Consider the following 18,087-nt stretch of genomic DNA (forward strand, 5'->3'; position numbering starts at 1 on the left):
TTCGGGTGCGGGTCACTGCGCGCGCTGGTACTGCTCCCAGGTCTTGATCGGGATCCGGGGACCGTCGTCCGGGCCGCGGTTGGCCAGGCCGTTCAAGCCGAGGTAGTAGTCGCCGGACTGGTGCTGCGCCTGGACGGAGAGGTCCGTGTCGTTGATCGCCACGGCGTGGATGTGCCACGGCCAGTCACCCTGGCTCGGGCTCCGGAGCCAGGCGGCGAAGCCGACCTGCCGCAGAGCCCGGACGGCGGCGGTGCGCTTGGCCGCGGTCAGGCCGGCGACCGCGATGTCCACCACGCCGCCGCCGTCGTGCGTACCAGCCGAGGTCGGGTCGCCCCCGGGGTTGTACGAGCCCTGCTCGACCACCAGGGCGGAACCGAGCAGACGCTGGGCCTCGGCAAGCATCGCCTGGGTACGGGCGTTGACGACGAATCCGTCACGCTGGACCTTCGCGCCCGGGCTGATCGTCTTGCTGACGGTGTACCGGTTGAGTCCGAGCTTCGTCAGCGACGTGGTGCCGGGGAGCCCGTTCGCGGCCAGGCCGGTGTATCCGAGCGAGCGCTGGTAGGCCGCGTACGCCGTGACGGTGGTGGTGCCGAAGTAGCCGTCGACCCACTGCGCGTCCAGCAGGTTCTTGGCCTGGAGCGCCTGCTCGACGGCGAGCACCGAGCTCTTCGCGCCCGGAGTCAGGGTGTCGTCGGCACGGCGGGGGTCGATCTGGGCGGCCAGGACGGTGGCCTCCATGTCCACGACAGGCCGCGCGGCCGTGGTGACGCTCTGCGTCGTGGTGTCGGATGTCGCGGCCCCCGCTGGGGCCGGGACGCCGACGGCCATGCAGAGCGCGGCGAGCCCGACGGCTAACCGTGGACGGCGCATGGTCGATCCTCCTCGTAGGTGGTGAGTCACGTTGGGAACGGACATCACCCTGCGAGAAAGGACCTGCTGTTCGGTACCCCCGTTGTCCTGTCAGATCCGTAAGACCGTCACGGACCTCGATGGATGTGGTGTTGTCAGCTTGGACGGCGCCGGGGAATGACATCGAGCGTCCCCGCCCTGACATCGGCCGAGACGATCAGGGCGGGGAAATCGTTCGCCGGCGGCGGTCCGGCGGGCCGGCCGTGGCTACCGCCGGGCGTGCTCAGGGGGTGACGTTGACCAAGAAGTACACCGGCCGGCGGCTGGGGAAGTAGGGCTGTCCATGCTCGTCGACCATCTTCCAGCTGACCCAGCACTTCCCGGGACGGCTCGGCGCGGTGACCCGGACACGGATCATCACCTGCTCGCCGGGCGGCGTGTCGCCGATCTCCACCCGGTCCGGCACCTTGCAATCGTCTTCGTCACCGGCGTGGTTCATCGGCGCCAGATAGCGTTTGTGCCAGGCGACGGTTCCCACGTTCGCGATCGCCCACACCTTGTCGAACTCGGAGTTCACCCGAACCGGCGAACCGTCGGGGTAGGTGATGTCGGAGACGAACTTGCTCGCGTCCCCGGGAATCAGCGCGTCCGAGAACGCCGCCGATGACGGCGCCGCCACAGGGCCGGCGCTTTCCGAAGCCCACCGGTTGCGGACCGTGACGCCCACGACGGCGACCATCATCATTACCGCGGCCGCGGCGATGAACCACGGCAACCGCTGACGTCGCACACTCGTGACGTCGCCCACCGCCGGCGCCTTCGGATCCACTTCGGCGCGCAGCGCGTCCGGACCCGCCGGCACGAGTTCCGAAGACGAGTCACTGCTCGACGCGGCAGACTCACCGGCCGCCGGAGCGTCCACGGGCGTGTCCACAGTGTTCGCCGTGTGGGCCGCGGCCGGGAAATCGATGATGCCCGGCGTCAACTCGCTCTGCGGGACGGCGCTGACCGTCACCGGGCGCTGCGCGTCCTCCCATCGGCGCCGCCACTGGGCCTCGTCCGCGTCGCAGGCCCGGACGAACTCACGGGTGGTCTCCCAGGAGGGGAATCTGGTCCCGGCCGCGGCCTCGTGCAACGTCGTATGTGAGATCCGGCCCGATCGCCCCGCCAGCTTCCGGAACGACGGGTTGCCTACCGCCGCCCGCAGCGTCCGCAACTGTTCGGCGAATCTTTCGGCGGCCGTACCGTCCTGAATCGACTCACTGCCAGCACGCTGGTCTTCCATCCATCCCCCACCTCAGACGCCGTCGTCAGGCGTTGTCAGAGCGTGTAAGAGGGTATCGAACAGCACTCGGAGGCCATCAATGTGTGCAGCGCCGTACGTGTGGGACCAGTTCCGGGCCAGCCACGGCTCGTACCCGGTCTGCACCGCGGTCGTGACCACGGGCACGATGCACGACCCGCAGTGCACGAGCGGCACGGAGATCTGGCCCTTGGGCGCCAACACGCTGTCACAGTGCACCCGGGCCATCGGCACGATCTCCGGCGTGGGACAGGCGAAGACCGAAGAGCGCTGCCGACCGCCGCTCTCGACGGTCCGGGCACGGCGGTTCAGCTGATCGCCGTACCGCCGATGATGCCGTGCGACCAGCCGCACGAGGCGCGGGAACCGCGCCGGAGACGACGATGGCCGCCACGGGTTGTGGCGGCCATCGCCGCGATCCGCGTGATCGACCACGCCGCGGATCCCTCACACCATGGCGATGGCGGGCCCGGAGGAGAGTCTGATCCCGACGGACACCACCGAGAGCATTGTCAACGATCTCCACACTTCCCCGTACCAGTGCGTGAATCGGTCGGCGCGACGGACGGCCGGCACCGCTACCAGCGGGATTCGGCCCACCCGGGGAAGCCCGTTACGACACCTGAGCTTGCGCCGCGTCCGGCCGTGAAAGGCGCGCCGTCTCGGCGAGCCGGGCGGCGAGAAACTTCGGGGCCATTTCGCCATAGCTGTCGGTGAGGAGCTCGGCGATCTCGGTCCAGTCGGTGTGGTCGCCGAGGACGACGCCGGCGACGTTGCCGCCCCAGCCCGCGCGGAAGAACGGAAAGCCGTTACCGGTCAGGCCGAGCAGGTCCTCGGCGGGGACCCGAAATGTCATCACGGTCGGCGGCTCACCGGCGCTCGGATGCCGAGGGTAGTACAGACTCCGCGTGGGGTCCGCCGTGTAGACATGGGCGATCGTCCGCTTACGGATCCGCCAGCGGACGCCGATCCAGGCCGGCTCCTCATATGCCTCCGGCAGCCCTCGGCAGATGGGCCGCAGCCGGTCCAGGATCTCCGGCCGCACGTCTCCAGGGGCGGACATGGGCCGACAGTACCGGATGGTCCCTCACGTGTTCTCCCTCGGACGGCCGGCGGTAGGTTCGCCGCCACAACGGTTTCGACGGCGAAGGGTGGCGGGATATGGACGCCAGGACCGAGGAACTGCGGGACGCGCACGACGTGCTCTCGCAGTGGTACGCGAAGAACCTGGTCGGGGTGCTCGACAGCATGCCGGTCGAGCGGGCGATGCTCGACCTGTTCGCCGAGATGACCCTGGCCGTCGGGACGGAGGTCGCGGACGTGGGCTGCGGCACGGGACGACTTCTCCCGTACCTCGCGGGCCGGGGTCTGTCGCCGCGCGGGGTGGATCTCTCCCCCAAGATGATCGAGGTGGCGCGGCGGGACCACCCGGGCTTCGCGTACGAGGTCGCCGACCTCCGCGAGTTGCCGTTGGAGGACGTCTCGCTGGCCGGGGTGGTGTGCTGGTTCTCGTTGATCTACCTGGCGCCGGACGCCCGGGCACGCGCGTTCACCGAACTCGCCCGGGTCGTGAGGCCGGGCGGATACCTGGTGACGGCCTTCAAACACGGCGACGGCACCCTGCGGCGCAACGGGCTCAGCACCGATCTCGGGGTCGACTTCGATCGGTACTGGCTCTCGGCCGCGGAGATGGAGGAACGCTTCGCCGCCGCCGGGTTCGCCCTGGTGTTCCAGGGCAGCGTCCCACCCGAGGAAGGCAGTCCTCCCTACGGCTACATGCTGGTCCGCAAGACCGGGCTTCGCTCGGACGACCCGCGCGCGTGACGGTCACGGGCGCACCTGGAGATCAAGAAAGCGCTCGGCTTCCGCACGTGCCTCATCCAGGGTCACCATCGCTCACCTGCCTTCCTTGTTGGTGCAGCCGTTCGCGGTCGGCTCAGCATCCGCCGTAGCCGCCGCTGTACCCGCTGTAACCGCTGTAACCGCTGCTTCCGAGGTCTGCGGTGGTCGATCCGGCGCCCGGCCAAGCGACCCTCTGCCCACCGCTTCGAGACGCTGGAGGCCTCGGTTCGGGCAGCTGAGCGAGCTCGTCGAGCCTGCCCTGCTCGGTGAGCAGTTCTCGGAGCGCCCGCAACGCCCCCTGGTCGCCGTACCGGCTCCACGCCGTCCTGGCCTGCTCCTCCAGTTGCTGTGCCAGCCCGTGCTCCCGCAGGAACTCGGCTGCCTCCTCGAAGCGTGGAAGCTTGCCGTTCGGACCGACCCGCATCACTTCGGCGGCCTCGTCGATCCGGCCGCTCGCCGCCAGGTGCCGTGCCAGGGGCAGGTGGAATCCGCCTATGCCGGCGTCGATCAGCTGCCGCCACACCGCCGGGTCCGGCGCTCCCATCGCGTCGAGCAGCACGGCGACATCACGCAGGGCGGAGATGTCCCCTGGGTCGAGGTGCCGCCGCTGCTGGGCCGCGCCCAGCAGTCCCGGGCCGTCGATGCCCGGCCATGGTGTGAACAGCGGATGATCCTTGCTCAACCCTTCGACGCAGGATCTCCGCAGGGCCGCCACGTCGCCCGGCTTCCCGTGCTCGGCCAGCACCTCCAGCAGCAGCCGATAGGCCTCCGGGTCACGACGCTCGGCGAGCGACCACAGAATCGAGATCTGTTCGGCGTGATCGCCGGCGGCCCCACACGCGGCGGCCAATTTCAACGACATCTCCCCGTCGACGGCGCCATCGGCGGCGCCATCGGCGGCGATCCAGTAGCGCATGCCCATCCGGGTGCCCGGCGGCGGCACGAGCATCAGTGGGAACAGGCTGACGACCGTGATCAGCAGGGCGATACCGGCAGGCCACGGCGCCCGGCCGTGCAGCGTCGTCCAGGCAGCTATGAAGATCAGGGCGAGAAGGGTCAGCCGGATCGTCCACGCGTGCCGTACCGCGTCCTTCATCCGCTGCTCGTGCAACCGCGACACCTGCGCATCACCTCGTCATCCAAGGTCCGTGCGGCCGTGGGCGCCACCTGACCGGTCTCACCACCAGCGAATCCGCCTCGGCAGCCATCAGGCGGCGCGGTCTCATCAGTCGGAGTCCATCGGGCGTGTTCGCCGGTACGTCCCCAACGTATCGAGAGTTCCGGATTCCCGCGTCCACCCGCGGTTGGACGCGGAGGTAAACCGTCGGCCTACCTCCGCGCCGTGAAGCGATCGGTCCGCGGGACGGATCCGAGGGCGGTAACAGAGGTTGAGTCCGTTGTCGTCGATCACGACGTAGCGGCCAGCCCGGATGGACCGTCGCGTGTCGCGTCCATTGAGGTGGTGCACGACTCGCCCACGTTGGGCGTGCTGAGCGGTGCGGGCGCGGCCGGACCGTCAGCGTCAAGCGCGCGTCGGGGTGCTGGTGTTCCTGGCGGCTTCTGCCGGACCGTTCTGTGGATGGCTGGCAGGACCCGTCGTGCGTAGCGAGGTTGCGGCGAGGACGGCCGTGCCAGCGATGAGTGCCGCGCAGACGACGCCGATGGTGTTGAGTCCGCCGGTGTAGGCGTCGTGTGCCGCCGAGAGCAACTGTTCTGCGAGGTCGGCGAGCAGGTGCGGCACGGTTGCCGCTCGATCACCACCGGCAGGATCGCCTACTGCTGAGGATCACTACGTGAGCCCGGCTGCGATGACTTCCATCGAAGCTTTAAACGCCTCAATCGCCTGCGCTCGGTACTGCGGCTTCTTGTCGCCGCTCACGTCCGTAGTCATGTAGTCGAACCGGGCGTTCACCGAGATGTTGTCGCCCATGACGGCCTCGAAACGGAAGTCGTAGGCCGAAGACCGGCGCCTTGGTGGCCACCTCGTAGTACTCGCCTTTCGGCTCGACGGCGCACATCGGTGTATTGGTTCCGAATTCCACATATTTGAACGTCGCAGCATATGGGACGGCCCCGTCGCCCGGAAACGTCAGCGTCTTGTCCAGCGCGTCGCAGACCGCACCAAGTTCGACCTCCGTGGCCCGCTGGACAGGGGACGCTGCCGGGAGTGGCGACTGAGCCGGCGGCATCGACTCGCCGGGGCCGGGTTCGGCTGAAGATTCGCAGCCCGCCGGCAGAAGCGCGACAGCGACGCCGGCCACTACTCGTCTCATCATCGGGTCGCCTCCGTTGTGTAGTCCGGACCGTTCGTGTCGTTGTCGCCCGGGGTCGTGTCGTTGACATATGAGGGCGCACCCGGAGTGTGCACCTGCCAGCCGCTGCGGTCGGTGTCCCCGGCCCAGTCACGGGCCTGGCTCGGAGCGGGGGGCTCGTCCCAGTCTTCCATGACGGCGTGGAAAGCCGCCCCGGCCTGCGCGTCGGTCGCCGCGTAGGCCTGCGCCGCCGCCTTGATCTGCTCGCCCGCGAGATAGAGGCGTCCGCATGCGGTCCTCAGATACTCGCCGTACTCCACGACCATGGCCTTCACCTTCGGGTCGGCCATGCCAACGGAACCGTCCGCCGTGGCCAGCGAGGCGTCGGCCGCCTGGACGGCGGCAATCTTCGGGATGAGCTGAACCTCGTAGATCTCCGCGCATTCGTAGCAGGTGTCGGCGAGCTCGAGGACGGCGTCGACGGCGATGTGGAACTGTTTGCTGCTGCCGGGATCGCCGGTGGCGCTGTTCTCGGCCAGGTCGTACAACTCCAGGTTGAAGCTGTGCAGCCCGAAGACGGCGTCGCGGAGGCTGTGCATGCCGTTGTTGTAGTCCTTCTCCCGAGAGAACAGGTCATCGGCCTGCTCGTCGAGATGGCCCCAGAGAGCGGTCATCACCGCCTCGACGTCGTGGGCGTACGCGGTGCTCTTCATCTTCGGTGCGAAGTTCTGCCCGAGGATGCCGATGAGCTGGACACTCGGCACCAACAGCCCCCACGACCGGGTTCCAGCCGCCGGCGATGCTGAGCGCCGTGCCCATCCCCTGGCAGGTCTGCCATACCGGGTTGAGGTCGGTGGTGACCTTCTTGGTCGCATCGAGCGCCTTACCGGCGTCGCTGAGGATCTTCAGCGAGCCGGCACGCATCTCCTGGATGACGCTGCCTCTGGCGCTGTAGAGGTTGTGGATCCACGCGACGATCCCGGCCTGGTGGAGAAAGGTCGGAGCGATCGAGGCGAAGAAGCCGCCTTTGAGGTAGTCGGCGGCCCATCCGGTCCAGTCCTGATACCAGCCCGCATTCTGGCCGTCCTCGCCGACGAGCTTGGCAACCTTCTGGATCAGGTCGGTGTTGCTCGCGAGTGTGAAGCCTCCGTCAGAGTTGGCGGCGGACTTCAGGCCCAGGGTGCTGCCGATCGCGAGAAGCGCCTGCTGCGCGCCCTCGATCGCGTGCTGATCATGCCGGTCGAACTGCGGCAGTTTGCCGAGAACCGCACTGCCTTCAGCGTGCGCCCAGTCTTCGACGTGCTGCATGATCGAATTCATGCCGCACGTGACCTCGCTCGGCGCGACCACCTCATTGCCGTAGCGATCGGTCGTGAACAACAACCCGGAGTCCGCGGGATCTACAGCCACGTCAGCCCATCGTCGAACAGCGACTCGTCGACGGCCTGCAGAAACGCTGGGAGGACACCGCCGCCCCCGAATCTGAACGATGACCACGTTCGCGACATAGTGGTGTTCACGTTGGGAGCAGCACAAATCAATCTCAGGAGAGGTCAGCCCCAGCCAACCCCGCCTGCTCCACTACTACTCCCAAAACCATGACAAAACACCCGCTGTCATGGATCATGACAGCGGGTGTTTTTGCAGGTAAAAGGCTATGTGGGCGATACTGGGATCGAACCAGTGACCTCTCCGGTGTGAACGTAGTCCGAATAAGCGACTGACCAGCAAAAACACAGAGCCGACCTGCTCAGCCGCCGTTCCCCGACATCGCTGAACGCCGTTCGGCGCTGTCTGAAGCTGCCGATTTCAACCCCGCCTGCTCCCTGCCCGTTCGCCAGTTTTGGGAGCAGCGCCGCATCACCTACACCGAACAACCCGATTTCATCGTGGCGGTGCTCCCCACCATCGCTGAATACCGCCTCTGAACAGTGCGAACACCATGGCCGGCGAGGAGCAAGCTGCTCCCCCCGGCCGCCATCACCTCAGCCAAGCCCAACGACCTTGTCGAGCCAGCACCCATGCTCCCAACGCGCTCCCCGCGGACCGGGAAGCCAAGATCACACAAACGGAGTTCCGACTACCCCCGGAGCGCCACTCTTACAAACCCGGGTGAGGCCGACCGGAAGGATCCGGCCTCACCCGGGGTTCAGGGGCTTAACACAGCCGGACGTCTCCTTAACGTCGCAGGACGCACGCCGTCATCGAGGCCAAGGGTGGAGGAGCAGAGTCCAGGTAGTAGGACCGTCCTGTCGGCAGTCGAATGCTCCGTAAAGATGCTGACCATAGGTACGGTCAGCACCTCGGTCATCACATTCCTGTAGCGTGGAGAAAGTGCCGCCATAGACAACCCCTGCCGCGTTGGCAGGGGTCGCCGCCGTGAGTGAGAACACAGAAACGGCAAGGCCCAGTGACGCAATTTGGAGAGCTCGAACAGCAAACGAACGCAAGGTTAACAATCCTCTCATACGAGCTTACTGTCATGCTGATACTGGAATTTGGCCACATCACATTCTCTTCAGGGGAATTCGTGATACCCGTAATAAATATTCCGCTGAGAGGATGCGGCTAGCCGATTCGGCTGTTCCCGGCCAATGGTGGACAATGCAGGATCTCGGCGGCCGCTGACTGGAATGTCTGCATCGCGCGAGCGCTGTCAATCATCTCGTTACGGCTTGTCAGGTGCAGGACCAACCCGTCTTCGAGAGCCATCAGGGCCTGAGCGGCCGATTCGACCGATGTCGTGCGGAACACCCCGGCGGCGATGCCGTCGCGAACAATCTCAACATAGAGACCCACCTCGGTTCGCCAGAGTTCACTCAGGAGCTCGGCGTGGCGATGGCTACGCCGCGCAAGCCCATGCACCTCGTAGAGAAGCTCGATGGTGGTCGCGTCCGCGAAGATCGGTACGCCAGCTTTGAAGCACTGTATGAGGCGGCTGCGGGGATCGGGCGAGCCATGAGCCGCGGCGGTCCGCGAGGCCAGGTAGTTGGCGACTGCGTCCTGGTGCACCGCGAACAGAAGGTCATCGGTATTCGCGAAGTGATACAGAACCGAGCCGGCCGACATGCCAGCGTACGATGCCACGTCACGGATCCGAACACCCTGCAGCCCACGTTCCCGGAGGAGCCTGGCGGTGGCTTCGACGAGGCGGCGGCGACTTGAGTTCGACCTGCCTTGACCGTTCATCGGCACATCGTCCCAGATGGCCCTTCAAGCGTGAGAAAGACGTTACGAATTCGTGTCGAGGGTCCTCCCGCTGGAGACCAGTGACCCCATTCATCGGCGTTTCCAAATTACTTCGGGCGCGGGGACAGATTGGCTCCGTGGCGTCCGTGCCACGATCTCGTAGTCCCACTGGGCGAGGATGGCGCTGGCCTCGGCGAGCCCGCGTCCCTTGTGGAAGTTGGCGGCGATACGACCGCCGCGCCGTACCGCGCGGGCGACATGCGGCAGGTGCTCATGAGAGCTGGTCAGATGGAGGACATAGCATGCGAAGGCCCCATCGAAGCAGCCCTCCGGCGCGGACGCCAGGTCCTCGACGGTCGTAGTACGGAGCCCTCGCCGCTCAGCAATGGCGCGCATCGTCGGACTGATGTCCACGCCTACCGAAAGGAACCTGTCTTCTCCAAGAACATCGGCGGAAATTCCGGTTCCGCAACCATAGTCAATCAGCCGCCCCGGCCCTAAACGCGCAACCATGCGGCTTATCGCGGCCCGATTCTGCGCCGTGTCGATCTGGTGGTCGTAGGCATCGCCGACCGCTTCATAGAGGTACCGCTCGGCAAGTAAACGGCTGCCGGGATTACGCTGGTCGTAGATGACGCGATGGCGATCCAGATAGCGTTCCCAGGTAAGGCCCGCGTCCAGCAGTGCTGCGTCATCGATCGCACCGGTGAGGCGCACAACGGACGGAACCGGTCCCGGTAATGCGACTACATGGGCCGGCAGCCTGGGGATGAGTTGCCGAGCGATGAGATAGACCGACAGCTCCGGCGCGCCGACGGCACGTACGGCAGTGCCGGTCCGCCCGGCGGGATTCTCGTCCGTCATGCGTGCGTTCCCACCGCGTCGAATTCCAGTGGCCGAACCTCATGGGCAGATATCAATGACCCGCGGATCCGCTGGCCTGAGGCGACGGTCACGCCGGGTAGTACGACCGAGTCCTCCACCGCCGCGCCTGCCTCGACCGAGGCTCCGGCCATCACCAGGGAATTGCGAACCGTTGCACGGTGGTCGACCGAGCCAGCCAGACACGAACCGGTCGAGGTCCCCACGTGAAGTTCCTGCTCCATGCTCAGCAGGCCGCGCCACGAGCCGACGTCGGACCAAGGCGCGGTCGAGGTCTCCAAACGTACCGGGACATGTCGTGAAAGCTCGGGAAGAATCCGGTTGAACCACGGATCCGCGCCTAAGGCCATGCAGGGATCCAAGCTGTCGAGTGACCCGGGCGCCAAGACGGAGACCCCGATGGCGCGCTGCGTCAGAGCGGTCGGCGAAGGCGAGTAGCGACCGTCCAGGTCAGGCTGGGCCCACACCTCCCGGCCTGCGGAACCAGCGCCATCGGCGCACAGCGTGATTCCGGTGCGCCGATCGATCGCTCGCGCTATGAGCGAATGCCACTCCCGGTCAAGCACCAGGTCGCCGTTCAGGATCACCAGCACGTCGTGTGCGTTGAGTCGGCGAGCACGCGCATAGATCGGAACCCACGGATCGCCGTCAACGAAGAACACGTCCGCTTGCGGCGTCACCGCGTGGACCTCGGCGATGACGTCGTCCGCTGTCGACCGGGCGGGCACCCGGCAGGCGAGATGCACTGACGGACGCCGCCGAGCCATCGGGCCGAGCAGCCGCTCCAGCAACGTGCCCTCGCAGGTCGGCAGCAGCGTCTTCGGATGTTCGCCGGACCACGGTGCGAGCCGGCTGGCGTGGCCGGCGCTCAGAACGAGTACGGCGAGACCCGTGCGGCTCCCCGTCCACGACACGGAATCATCGGACAACACTGGCTCCCTTGTACGTCTGTTCAGAACGTTGCGAAATTCCGAAGCGCCTCACCTGACCCAGCATGCTGACGACCAGGACATCTGGCTCGCCTCGGCGGCTTGACAAACAGTAGGCTGATCCTGAACATATGTACAAGATCGGTTTCGATCTTTATTTGTCGACGTCATGTCGACGGCAGGAGGGCGGTCCGGTGGCTGATCCGAGGATCATCAGCTGGCACGAGGCAGGCGTTGAGCGGCGGAAGGCGCTCCTGGGACGCGGCGGCACCCAGGAACGACTGCAAGGCAGCCCTAGCCTTGCAGCGGAGATTCGTGATCTCCTCGAGGATGTCCGGTCGCGCGGTGACGCGGCGCTACACGAGGCTCTCGCCCGGTTCGACAAGGTGGAAACCGATACCCTCCGGGTTACCGAGGCCGACATGCTCCAGGCCGAGAAGCACATCAACCCGGAGCTGTCTGAAGCCATCGATCTGGCCATCAAACGGTCGATGAGATTCAACAAGCAGATCGTCCGGCGCGCGACATGGACAGCGCGGACAGCCGGCGGCGGGACCATCGGTGAGATCGCCCGGCCGCTGGAGTCGGTCGGCCTCTTCGTTCCCTCGGGGAAGGGCTCGTTCCCGAGCGTCATGGTTCAGATCGGTGCCCCCGCGGTGGCGGCGGGAATGTCCGAACTGCGCCTCGTCGTCCCGCCGATGCCGGGGAGCGGCGGGCAGGTCGATCCGGCGACGCTGGTGGTGGCGCGGCGCCTAGGCATCACCGAGGTGTACCGACTCAACGGGCCGAGTGGCGTCGGCGCACTCGCCTACGGCACGGAGACGGTGCCGAAGGTACGCAAGATCGTCGGCCCGGGCAGCGTCCCGGTAGCAATGGCCCAGCAATTGGTGCAGGCGGAAGGAGTTGTGGTCTCGGGAGGTCTCGGGCCATCGGACTCACTCATCGTGGCGGATTCCAGCGCCGACGTTCCCATGCTCGCCGCCGACGTGATCAATGAGGCCGAGCACGGTCCGGACAGTTCGGCGGTGCTCATCTCGACCGACCGAAACCTACTCGAGCGGGTCGCTGTCGAGATCGAGGCACAGCTTGCGGATCTGCCCGAACCGCGGCGCGCATACGCTACAGCCTCGATCTGGCAGAACGGCGGCCTCGTGCACGCCCTGGACTTGGCCGAGGCGTGGCAGCTCGCCAACGACTACGCCCCCGAGCACATCCAGATCGCCATGGCCTCCCCGGAGCGATTCCTCGAAGAGGTCCGCTATGCCGGTACCGCGCTGCTCGGCCAGTGGACCACCTTCTCCTGCTCAAACTTCGTCATCGGCACGCCGGCCACCCTCCCAACCACGGGATACGCGAAGCAGATCAGCGGCGTAACGGCACACACCTACCTCAACACGATCTCGATGGCGCAGATCGGTCAGCAGGAGTTCTCAGAGCTTGCGAAGGGCGTCACCGCTTTCGCTGAGCACGAGGGCTTCCCCGCGCACGCGGCTTCGGTGGCCGTCCGGACCGCAGCGAACCGACACGACGCCGACGGTGGTGGTACTGCTGCTCGTCGTCGCGGCACCGTTCTACTGGTTCGCTGGCGTACCGATGTGGTGGAGCGGCTTCGCCGGATGGGTTTCGCCGTCGCCGTCCTCTACCTGCCGTCCGAGGCCGCGCAGGTGAATCGCGACCTCGTGGACTATGCCGAGATGGTCGACGACGTGGTGAACATCGAGCGTATCCACGGCGCCCTGGCGCGAATGGCGATTCCCGACCTTGTCGGTCTGCTCAACATCGACGAGTGGTCCCTGGTCGCCAGCTCCTACGTCGCCCAGCAGTTCGGCTTGCCGGCAATGGATCCCGACGTGGCGATGAGATTCCGCGACAAGTATCTACAAAAACGCCGGCTGCATGAAGCAGGCGTGCCAACCTCGCGGGTCGAGTTGATACCCGACATCTGCGGACCCGATGTGCCCGCCGCTGTCGAACGGTTCGGCTACCCGGCCGTGCTGAAGCCGCTCGCCGGCGCCGGCGCCGCACTGACGTACCGCGTCGACTCGGAGTCGGACCTGAGCGAACTCATCGAGCGCGCTGCCAGCGACTCGTACGGCAGGCGAACCTATTTGATCGAGGAGTTCCAGGCCGGCGACGAGTGGCACATCGACGGCTATGTGCGTGACGGCGAGCTGGCCTTCTTCTCGGTCGCCCGCTTCGACGAGCCGATCATCCAGGTCCACCACGGCTCCGCCATGGCGTCGCGAAGCTTCGATCCCGACACCGACAAGTGGGCTTACGAACTGGTCGGCAAGCTCGCCTCCGATGCGCTGAAAGCTCTCGGGCTCCGTGACTCGGTCTTCCACCTGGAGGCGTTCCATCGACCGGACGGGCAGCTGATCTTCGGTGAATGCGCGGCAAGGCCGGGCGGCGCCATGATCGATGAGTCGGTACACGTGAAGTTCGGCGTGGACCTGATCGAGGCCGCCATCGCGTTCGCGACGGGCGACCACGACGCTCTGCCGAAGCCAACGGTGCGGCCCGGGGTGGTCGGGTTCACCTACCTTCCGTCGAAGCCGGGCCTGATCGCGTCGATGCCCAGCGAGAAGGAACTGCTCGAACGCCCCGGCGTGGCCAGAGCCAGGTACTGGGTGAAAGCCGGCGGGCGGGCACCCGACATGACGGTGTGGAGTGCCGCGCGTGTCGGCGAAGTGGTCCTCTGCGCGCCTGACGCGGAAACGTACGACTCGTACTTCGCCGGGATCCTCGGCTGGTTCGAACAGCATCTTCACCTGGCTGAGGGTGAAGCCATCTGATGGACGAGAGCCTTCTTCTGCCGGCCACCGCGGCGCCTTTCCAGCTGGATCCCCAGGGAGTGGAGCGACTCGCCCTCAGCGAATCGGCCTTCGGGCCCTCACCGAGGGCCATCAGTGCGGCAATGGCGGAGGTCCGCAATGCGCACCTCTATCCCAACGCCGACTCCGAGCCGGTACGCCTTGCCGTCGCGTCACTTTACGGCCTTGATCCCGGGCAGGTGGTGGTGGGCAACGGGGCCGACGAACTACTGTTGCTGATCGCACTCGCCTGTGGCGGCCATCGCGTACGTGCCACGGTCTGTGCCAGCACGTTCGCCGGACACGCCGCGAGTCTCGCGGTCGCGGGTTGCGAGGTGACCCAGCTCCCGATTGATGACACTGGCCTCGCCCTGACCGATCTGCTGACCGCCGCGGAGACGGCCGACGTTCTCTATGTCTGCAATCCCCACAACCCCACCGGCACGGTGCTCGGGGCCGACCAGATAGCGACGCTGGCCGCGCACAGCCGCCGGTATGGCTGTGCTCTGGTCCTCGACGAGGCATACGCCGAGTTCGCCGATGCCCGTGTCTTCGGCTCAGGTACGGGCATGGTCGCAGACGACAACACGGCCCCCGTGGTCGTCATCCGCAGCCTTTCCAAGGCGTACGGCCTGGCCGGCCTGCGCTGCGGTTTCGCACTTGGGCCGCCCGCGCTGATGAACCGGGTCGCCCGTATCGCGGCGACGCTGCCCTATCGGGTCAACCGCGTTTCCCTCGCCGCGGCCGGCGCCGCGCTGGCCGACCGCGACCACCTCGAGTGGGCGCTGGAACAGACCACGCACAGCCGTGAATGGCTGCGCCGGGAACTGTCCGACCAGGGGTTCCGGGTGCCACCCACTCAAACCAACTTCCTGTTCGCTCATCTCGGGGACGACGGACCGCAGATCGTCGAGCGTCTGCTGACGGAGCACTCGATTCTGGTCCGTGATCTCACCGGAATGGGCTTCCCCGGATGGGCACGGATTGGTGTGTGCCGCCCGGAATTCGTACCGAGACTCGCCGGGGCGCTGACCGCCGTCCGCGATGACGCGAGCGCTGACACGAAGAGGAGCACAACATGTTGACCGGCGCAGAAGCGGTCGCACGCTTGTTACGCAAGGCCGGTGTCCGCAGGGCCTACGGTGTTCCGGGGCAAAGGGTTCTACCGCTTTTCGCGGCTCTCGCCGAGGAGAACGTGCCGGTCGTGGTCACCCGCCACGAGCAGGGCGCCTCCTTCATGGCGGACGTGTACGCGCGACTCGGTGGCATGGGGTGCATCGTCACGACGTCGGGGCCAGGAGGCATCAACGCCTTGGCCGGTGTCGCGTCGGCCTTCATGGACAGCGTGCCGCTCATCGTGCTGACCGCGCAGGCGGAGGTGGCGGAGTTCGGTCGTTACGGGATCCAGGAAGGCAGCGGTCTGGGGCGCACCCCGGACGTGCGGCAGATCTTCGCGGCCACCACCAAGGCCAGCTTTCAACCGCGTACTGTCGACAAGCTCGTCGATGCGGTGGCCGAGGCGCTGGCGCTCGCGGTCCGTGGGCGGCCTGGACCTGTACACATCGATGTTCCCTCTGACCTCCTCACCGACAAGGTGGCCGCGGGGCTGGTCGAGGAGCTTGCCGCCGGAGCACCGGCTCCGGCAGCCGTGCCCGAGCCGGCTGCGGAACTGATCCGTGAAGTCGCTGGGCGCATTCGCTCGGCGAAGTCCCCGCTGCTGCTCATCGGCAACGGCGTGGTTCGTGGCGGCGCCGTCACGGCTGCGCAGCAGGTCGCTCGGCACGGCAGCATGTGGATCGCGCACTCATTTCTCGCGAAGGGTGCGTTCGACGAGACCAACGCGGCCGTCCTCGGCCCGGTCGGCGTTTTCGGTACGGAGGCCGCGAATCGGGCCTTGCATGATGAGGCCGACCTCGTGGTCGCTGTGGGCGTCGCGTTCTCCTACCTGACCACAAGCGGCTGGCCCGCGCGGTTGGGCGGTGGCCGTCTGATCCGTTGTGATCTGGATCAGCGTGAACTCGGCACAAATTACACCGACGGGGTCAACATCCATGCGGATGCCCGCGTCTTCCTAGAATCGCTGGCAACCGAACTCGCCACGTCGGACGAGGGCAATGCCCCACTTGGGCCGGATCTGAAGGCACGATACCCCGACCTCCGTGCACCGGAGGAGTCAGCGGCACTGCACCCCATCCGGGTGTGCGACGTCGTCGGAGAGTGGATCGCCGAGAACACGACCGTGGTCGCGGATGTCGGCCAGAACGCCTATTGGGTCGAGCGACATCTGAAGACTCGCGGCGGCGGCCGCTTCATCATCAACGGAGGACTGGGCGCGATGGGACACGGTGTCGCGGGTTGCCTGGGAGCATGGCACGCAGGTCAGGATGCGGGGCGGCCGGGTCCGGTCCTGTGCACTACCGGTGACGGCGGGTTCATGATGGGTGCTCTGGAGGTGTCGACGGCGGTTTCGGAGGGCGCCGACGTCACCTGGATCATCTTCAACAACGGGACGCTCGGCACTCAGAAGGAATGGTACGTCCGCCAGGGTGCGAGCGGTTCCGAGATGGATCTGCCCGACACCGACTACGTGGCGCTCGCATCGGCGATGGGCGCGCGTGCATTCCGGGCCACCACCGAGGAGGAGCTTCGCGAGGCCCTGGGCTCGGCCGGCGCCCATTCCGGTCCGACCGTCATCGATGTCGTCATCGACCCGGTCCCCGCACCGACGGTGTTCGGATCATGACGCCATCCCGCAACGGCGTGATCGCCTATCCTTCACCGCAGTTCGACAGTTATGCGCGTACGTCAGGATCGGCGGGCCCTCTCGTCGACCCCGGCACCATCGCGGAGGTCCGGGCGGTCTTCCGGAGAGTGGCCGAAACGGGCCTCGAAGCGGTCGCGGACATCTCACGGCAACGTGACGGGCTGGCTCCCGGTACACCGATCGTCGTCGACCCGTCGGTGCTGAAGGCACAGGCCGCGCTCGTCGACGATCATCTGGCGGACAGCCTCCGCGAGGCTTACCGGGCTCAGCTGGCGGTCGCCGAGGCCGCACTCGCTCAGGACGTCACGGTGGACGTTCGTGACGGTGTCGTCACGAGACTCGTCCACCGGCCCGTGACCAGCGTCGCCCTCTACATTCCCGGCGGTCGTGAGCGATATCCGTCCACCCTGGTAGGGCTGCTCGCCGCCGCCCGTGCGGCCGGCGTTCCCGAAGTCACCGTGCTGCTGCCGCCGGATGCCGCCGGACTCCCAGACCCGGCGTGCGCCTGGATCTCCGCACTGGCCGGTGGCGTGACCACGCTCTGCGGAAACGGCCCGGCGCTGATCGCGGCTCTGGCGCTCGGCGTCGACGGCGTGCCCCCGATTCGCATGGTGGTCGGCCCCGGCGGTCCGGCAGTGGTGGCGGCTCAGCTCATCGCGGCTGAGCACGGCCTGGCCACCGGCCCCGCCTTCGGTCCGACCGACTGCGCCGTGCTCGCCGGTCCCGACGCCGACCCGCGGCTGCTCGTCGCCGATCTGCTCACCGAGTCCGAGCATGGGCACGACCCGCGTCTGGTCCTGATCGGCTGGGGCGGCGTCGAGCACGCCTTCCAGGAGGCACTGACCAAGGACCCCGAGGGCGAACAGATCTGGGCGCGTACCGGGACGATCGTCGTCTGCACCGATGAGAGCGACGCCGTCGAGGCCGCGAACAGGCTCGGCGGTGAGCAGATCCAGTTGGCGACCGGCCTCGACGACGCCAGAAGGCTACTGGACCGGGTCGAGGGATACGCCAGCGTACTACTCGGACAGGACACCTCGATCTCAGCCGCCTATCTCACGGGTGCTCCAGGTTGCCTGCCCACGGGCCCCGCCGCCAGGAGCGTCTCGGTGGTCACCTCCCAGACCTTCCGTCGCACGATGGTCGTCGGCCAGGTCGGTCCGTCCGCACAGTCCCCGCTTGCCGAGCTGGTGACACCCCTGGCCGCATACGAGGGGTTCCCCAGGCATGGAGCAAGCCAACAGATCCGATCGAAATGAGG

At 66.9% G+C, this 18,087-nt stretch carries 17 protein-coding genes; 5 read left to right on the top strand and 12 right to left on the bottom strand.

What is annotated here, in order from left to right; genetic code table 11:
• Positions 1–12 precede the first annotated feature (12 nt).
• The 4 genes from QLQ12_RS37435 to QLQ12_RS37450 all read right to left on the bottom strand — a co-directional run bounded on the left by QLQ12_RS37435 (position 13) and on the right by QLQ12_RS37450 (position 3,218).
• A complete protein-coding gene (locus tag QLQ12_RS37435; RefSeq protein WP_282765654.1) occupies positions 13–873 on the bottom strand; it encodes a peptidoglycan-binding domain-containing protein in 861 nt (286 codons plus the stop codon).
• Positions 874–1,135: 262 nt separating this feature from the next.
• The gene (locus QLQ12_RS37440; RefSeq protein WP_282765655.1) at positions 1,136–2,137 is read right to left on the bottom strand and encodes an NBR1-Ig-like domain-containing protein; all 1,002 of its coding nucleotides are present in this window, start codon (positions 2,135–2,137) and stop codon (positions 1,136–1,138) included.
• A 12-nt stretch (positions 2,138–2,149) separates the two neighbouring features.
• Positions 2,150–2,590 carry a hypothetical protein gene (locus QLQ12_RS37445; RefSeq protein WP_282765656.1) on the bottom strand — a complete coding sequence of 147 codons (441 nt, stop codon included), beginning with the start codon at positions 2,588–2,590 and terminating at the stop codon, positions 2,150–2,152.
• A gap of 178 nt (positions 2,591–2,768) precedes the next feature.
• On the bottom strand, positions 2,769–3,218 hold the full coding sequence (locus QLQ12_RS37450) for an MmcQ/YjbR family DNA-binding protein (RefSeq protein WP_282765657.1): 450 nt from the start codon (positions 3,216–3,218) through the stop codon (positions 2,769–2,771).
• A gap of 98 nt (positions 3,219–3,316) precedes the next feature.
• On the opposite strand from QLQ12_RS37450, the gene QLQ12_RS37455 reads away from it, so the two are divergent.
• On the top strand, positions 3,317–3,979 hold the full coding sequence (locus QLQ12_RS37455) for a class I SAM-dependent DNA methyltransferase (RefSeq protein WP_282765658.1): 663 nt from the start codon (positions 3,317–3,319) through the stop codon (positions 3,977–3,979).
• Positions 3,980–4,091: 112 nt separating this feature from the next.
• Here QLQ12_RS37455 and QLQ12_RS37460 read toward each other — a convergent pair whose 3' ends face one another.
• The 8 genes from QLQ12_RS37460 to QLQ12_RS37495 all read right to left on the bottom strand — a co-directional run bounded on the left by QLQ12_RS37460 (position 4,092) and on the right by QLQ12_RS37495 (position 11,249).
• Positions 4,092–5,117: a hypothetical protein gene (locus QLQ12_RS37460; RefSeq protein ID WP_282765659.1), complete on the bottom strand. Its 1,026-nt coding sequence runs from the start codon at positions 5,115–5,117 to the stop codon at positions 4,092–4,094.
• A 402-nt stretch (positions 5,118–5,519) separates the two neighbouring features.
• Positions 5,520–5,738 carry a hypothetical protein gene (locus QLQ12_RS37465; protein WP_282765660.1) on the bottom strand — a complete coding sequence of 73 codons (219 nt, stop codon included), beginning with the start codon at positions 5,736–5,738 and terminating at the stop codon, positions 5,520–5,522.
• A 48-nt stretch (positions 5,739–5,786) separates the two neighbouring features.
• Entirely contained in the window at positions 5,787–5,927 is a 141-nt protein-coding gene (locus QLQ12_RS37470) for a hypothetical protein (protein ID WP_282765661.1), read from the bottom strand.
• A gap of 342 nt (positions 5,928–6,269) precedes the next feature.
• Positions 6,270–6,962 (bottom strand): hypothetical protein, encoded by a 693-nt coding sequence (locus QLQ12_RS37475; RefSeq protein ID WP_282765662.1) that lies wholly within the window; start codon positions 6,960–6,962, stop codon positions 6,270–6,272.
• Positions 6,883–7,659: a hypothetical protein gene (locus QLQ12_RS37480; protein ID WP_282765663.1), complete on the bottom strand. Its 777-nt coding sequence runs from the start codon at positions 7,657–7,659 to the stop codon at positions 6,883–6,885. Before QLQ12_RS37480 ends, QLQ12_RS37475 begins: the two co-directional genes overlap by 80 nt.
• A gap of 1,158 nt (positions 7,660–8,817) precedes the next feature.
• Entirely contained in the window at positions 8,818–9,438 is a 621-nt protein-coding gene (locus QLQ12_RS37485; protein ID WP_282765664.1) for a TetR/AcrR family transcriptional regulator, read from the bottom strand.
• A gap of 90 nt (positions 9,439–9,528) precedes the next feature.
• Complete coding sequence (locus QLQ12_RS37490; RefSeq protein WP_282765666.1) at positions 9,529–10,302, bottom strand: class I SAM-dependent methyltransferase; 774 nt, start codon at positions 10,300–10,302, stop codon at positions 9,529–9,531.
• Positions 10,299–11,249: a GlgC family sugar phosphate nucleotidyltransferase gene (locus tag QLQ12_RS37495; RefSeq protein ID WP_282765667.1), complete on the bottom strand. Its 951-nt coding sequence runs from the start codon at positions 11,247–11,249 to the stop codon at positions 10,299–10,301. Before QLQ12_RS37495 ends, QLQ12_RS37490 begins: the two co-directional genes overlap by 4 nt.
• A 131-nt stretch (positions 11,250–11,380) precedes the next feature.
• On the opposite strand from QLQ12_RS37495, the gene hisD reads away from it, so the two are divergent.
• Genes hisD through QLQ12_RS37515 form a run of 4 tightly spaced genes read left to right on the top strand, consistent with a single transcriptional unit; the run spans position 11,381 to position 18,085 of the window.
• Entirely contained in the window at positions 11,381–14,044 is a 2,664-nt protein-coding gene (gene hisD / locus QLQ12_RS37500) for a histidinol dehydrogenase (protein WP_282765668.1), read from the top strand.
• A complete protein-coding gene (locus QLQ12_RS37505) occupies positions 14,044–15,147 on the top strand; it encodes a pyridoxal phosphate-dependent aminotransferase (protein WP_282765669.1) in 1,104 nt (367 codons plus the stop codon). Before hisD ends, QLQ12_RS37505 begins: the two co-directional genes overlap by 1 nt.
• Positions 15,141–16,805 carry a thiamine pyrophosphate-binding protein gene (locus QLQ12_RS37510; RefSeq protein ID WP_282765670.1) on the top strand — a complete coding sequence of 555 codons (1,665 nt, stop codon included), beginning with the start codon at positions 15,141–15,143 and terminating at the stop codon, positions 16,803–16,805. Before QLQ12_RS37505 ends, QLQ12_RS37510 begins: the two co-directional genes overlap by 7 nt.
• Positions 16,802–18,085, top strand: coding sequence for a histidinol dehydrogenase (locus QLQ12_RS37515; RefSeq protein ID WP_282765671.1), 1,284 nt, complete (start codon positions 16,802–16,804; stop codon positions 18,083–18,085). The genes QLQ12_RS37510 and QLQ12_RS37515 overlap by 4 nt, the downstream gene beginning before the upstream one ends.
• Positions 18,086–18,087: the final 2 nt, after the last annotated feature.

The organism is Actinoplanes sandaracinus (assembly GCF_030009775.1).
GTDB classification, from domain to species: Bacteria; Actinomycetota; Actinomycetes; order Mycobacteriales; family Micromonosporaceae; genus Actinoplanes; species Actinoplanes sandaracinus.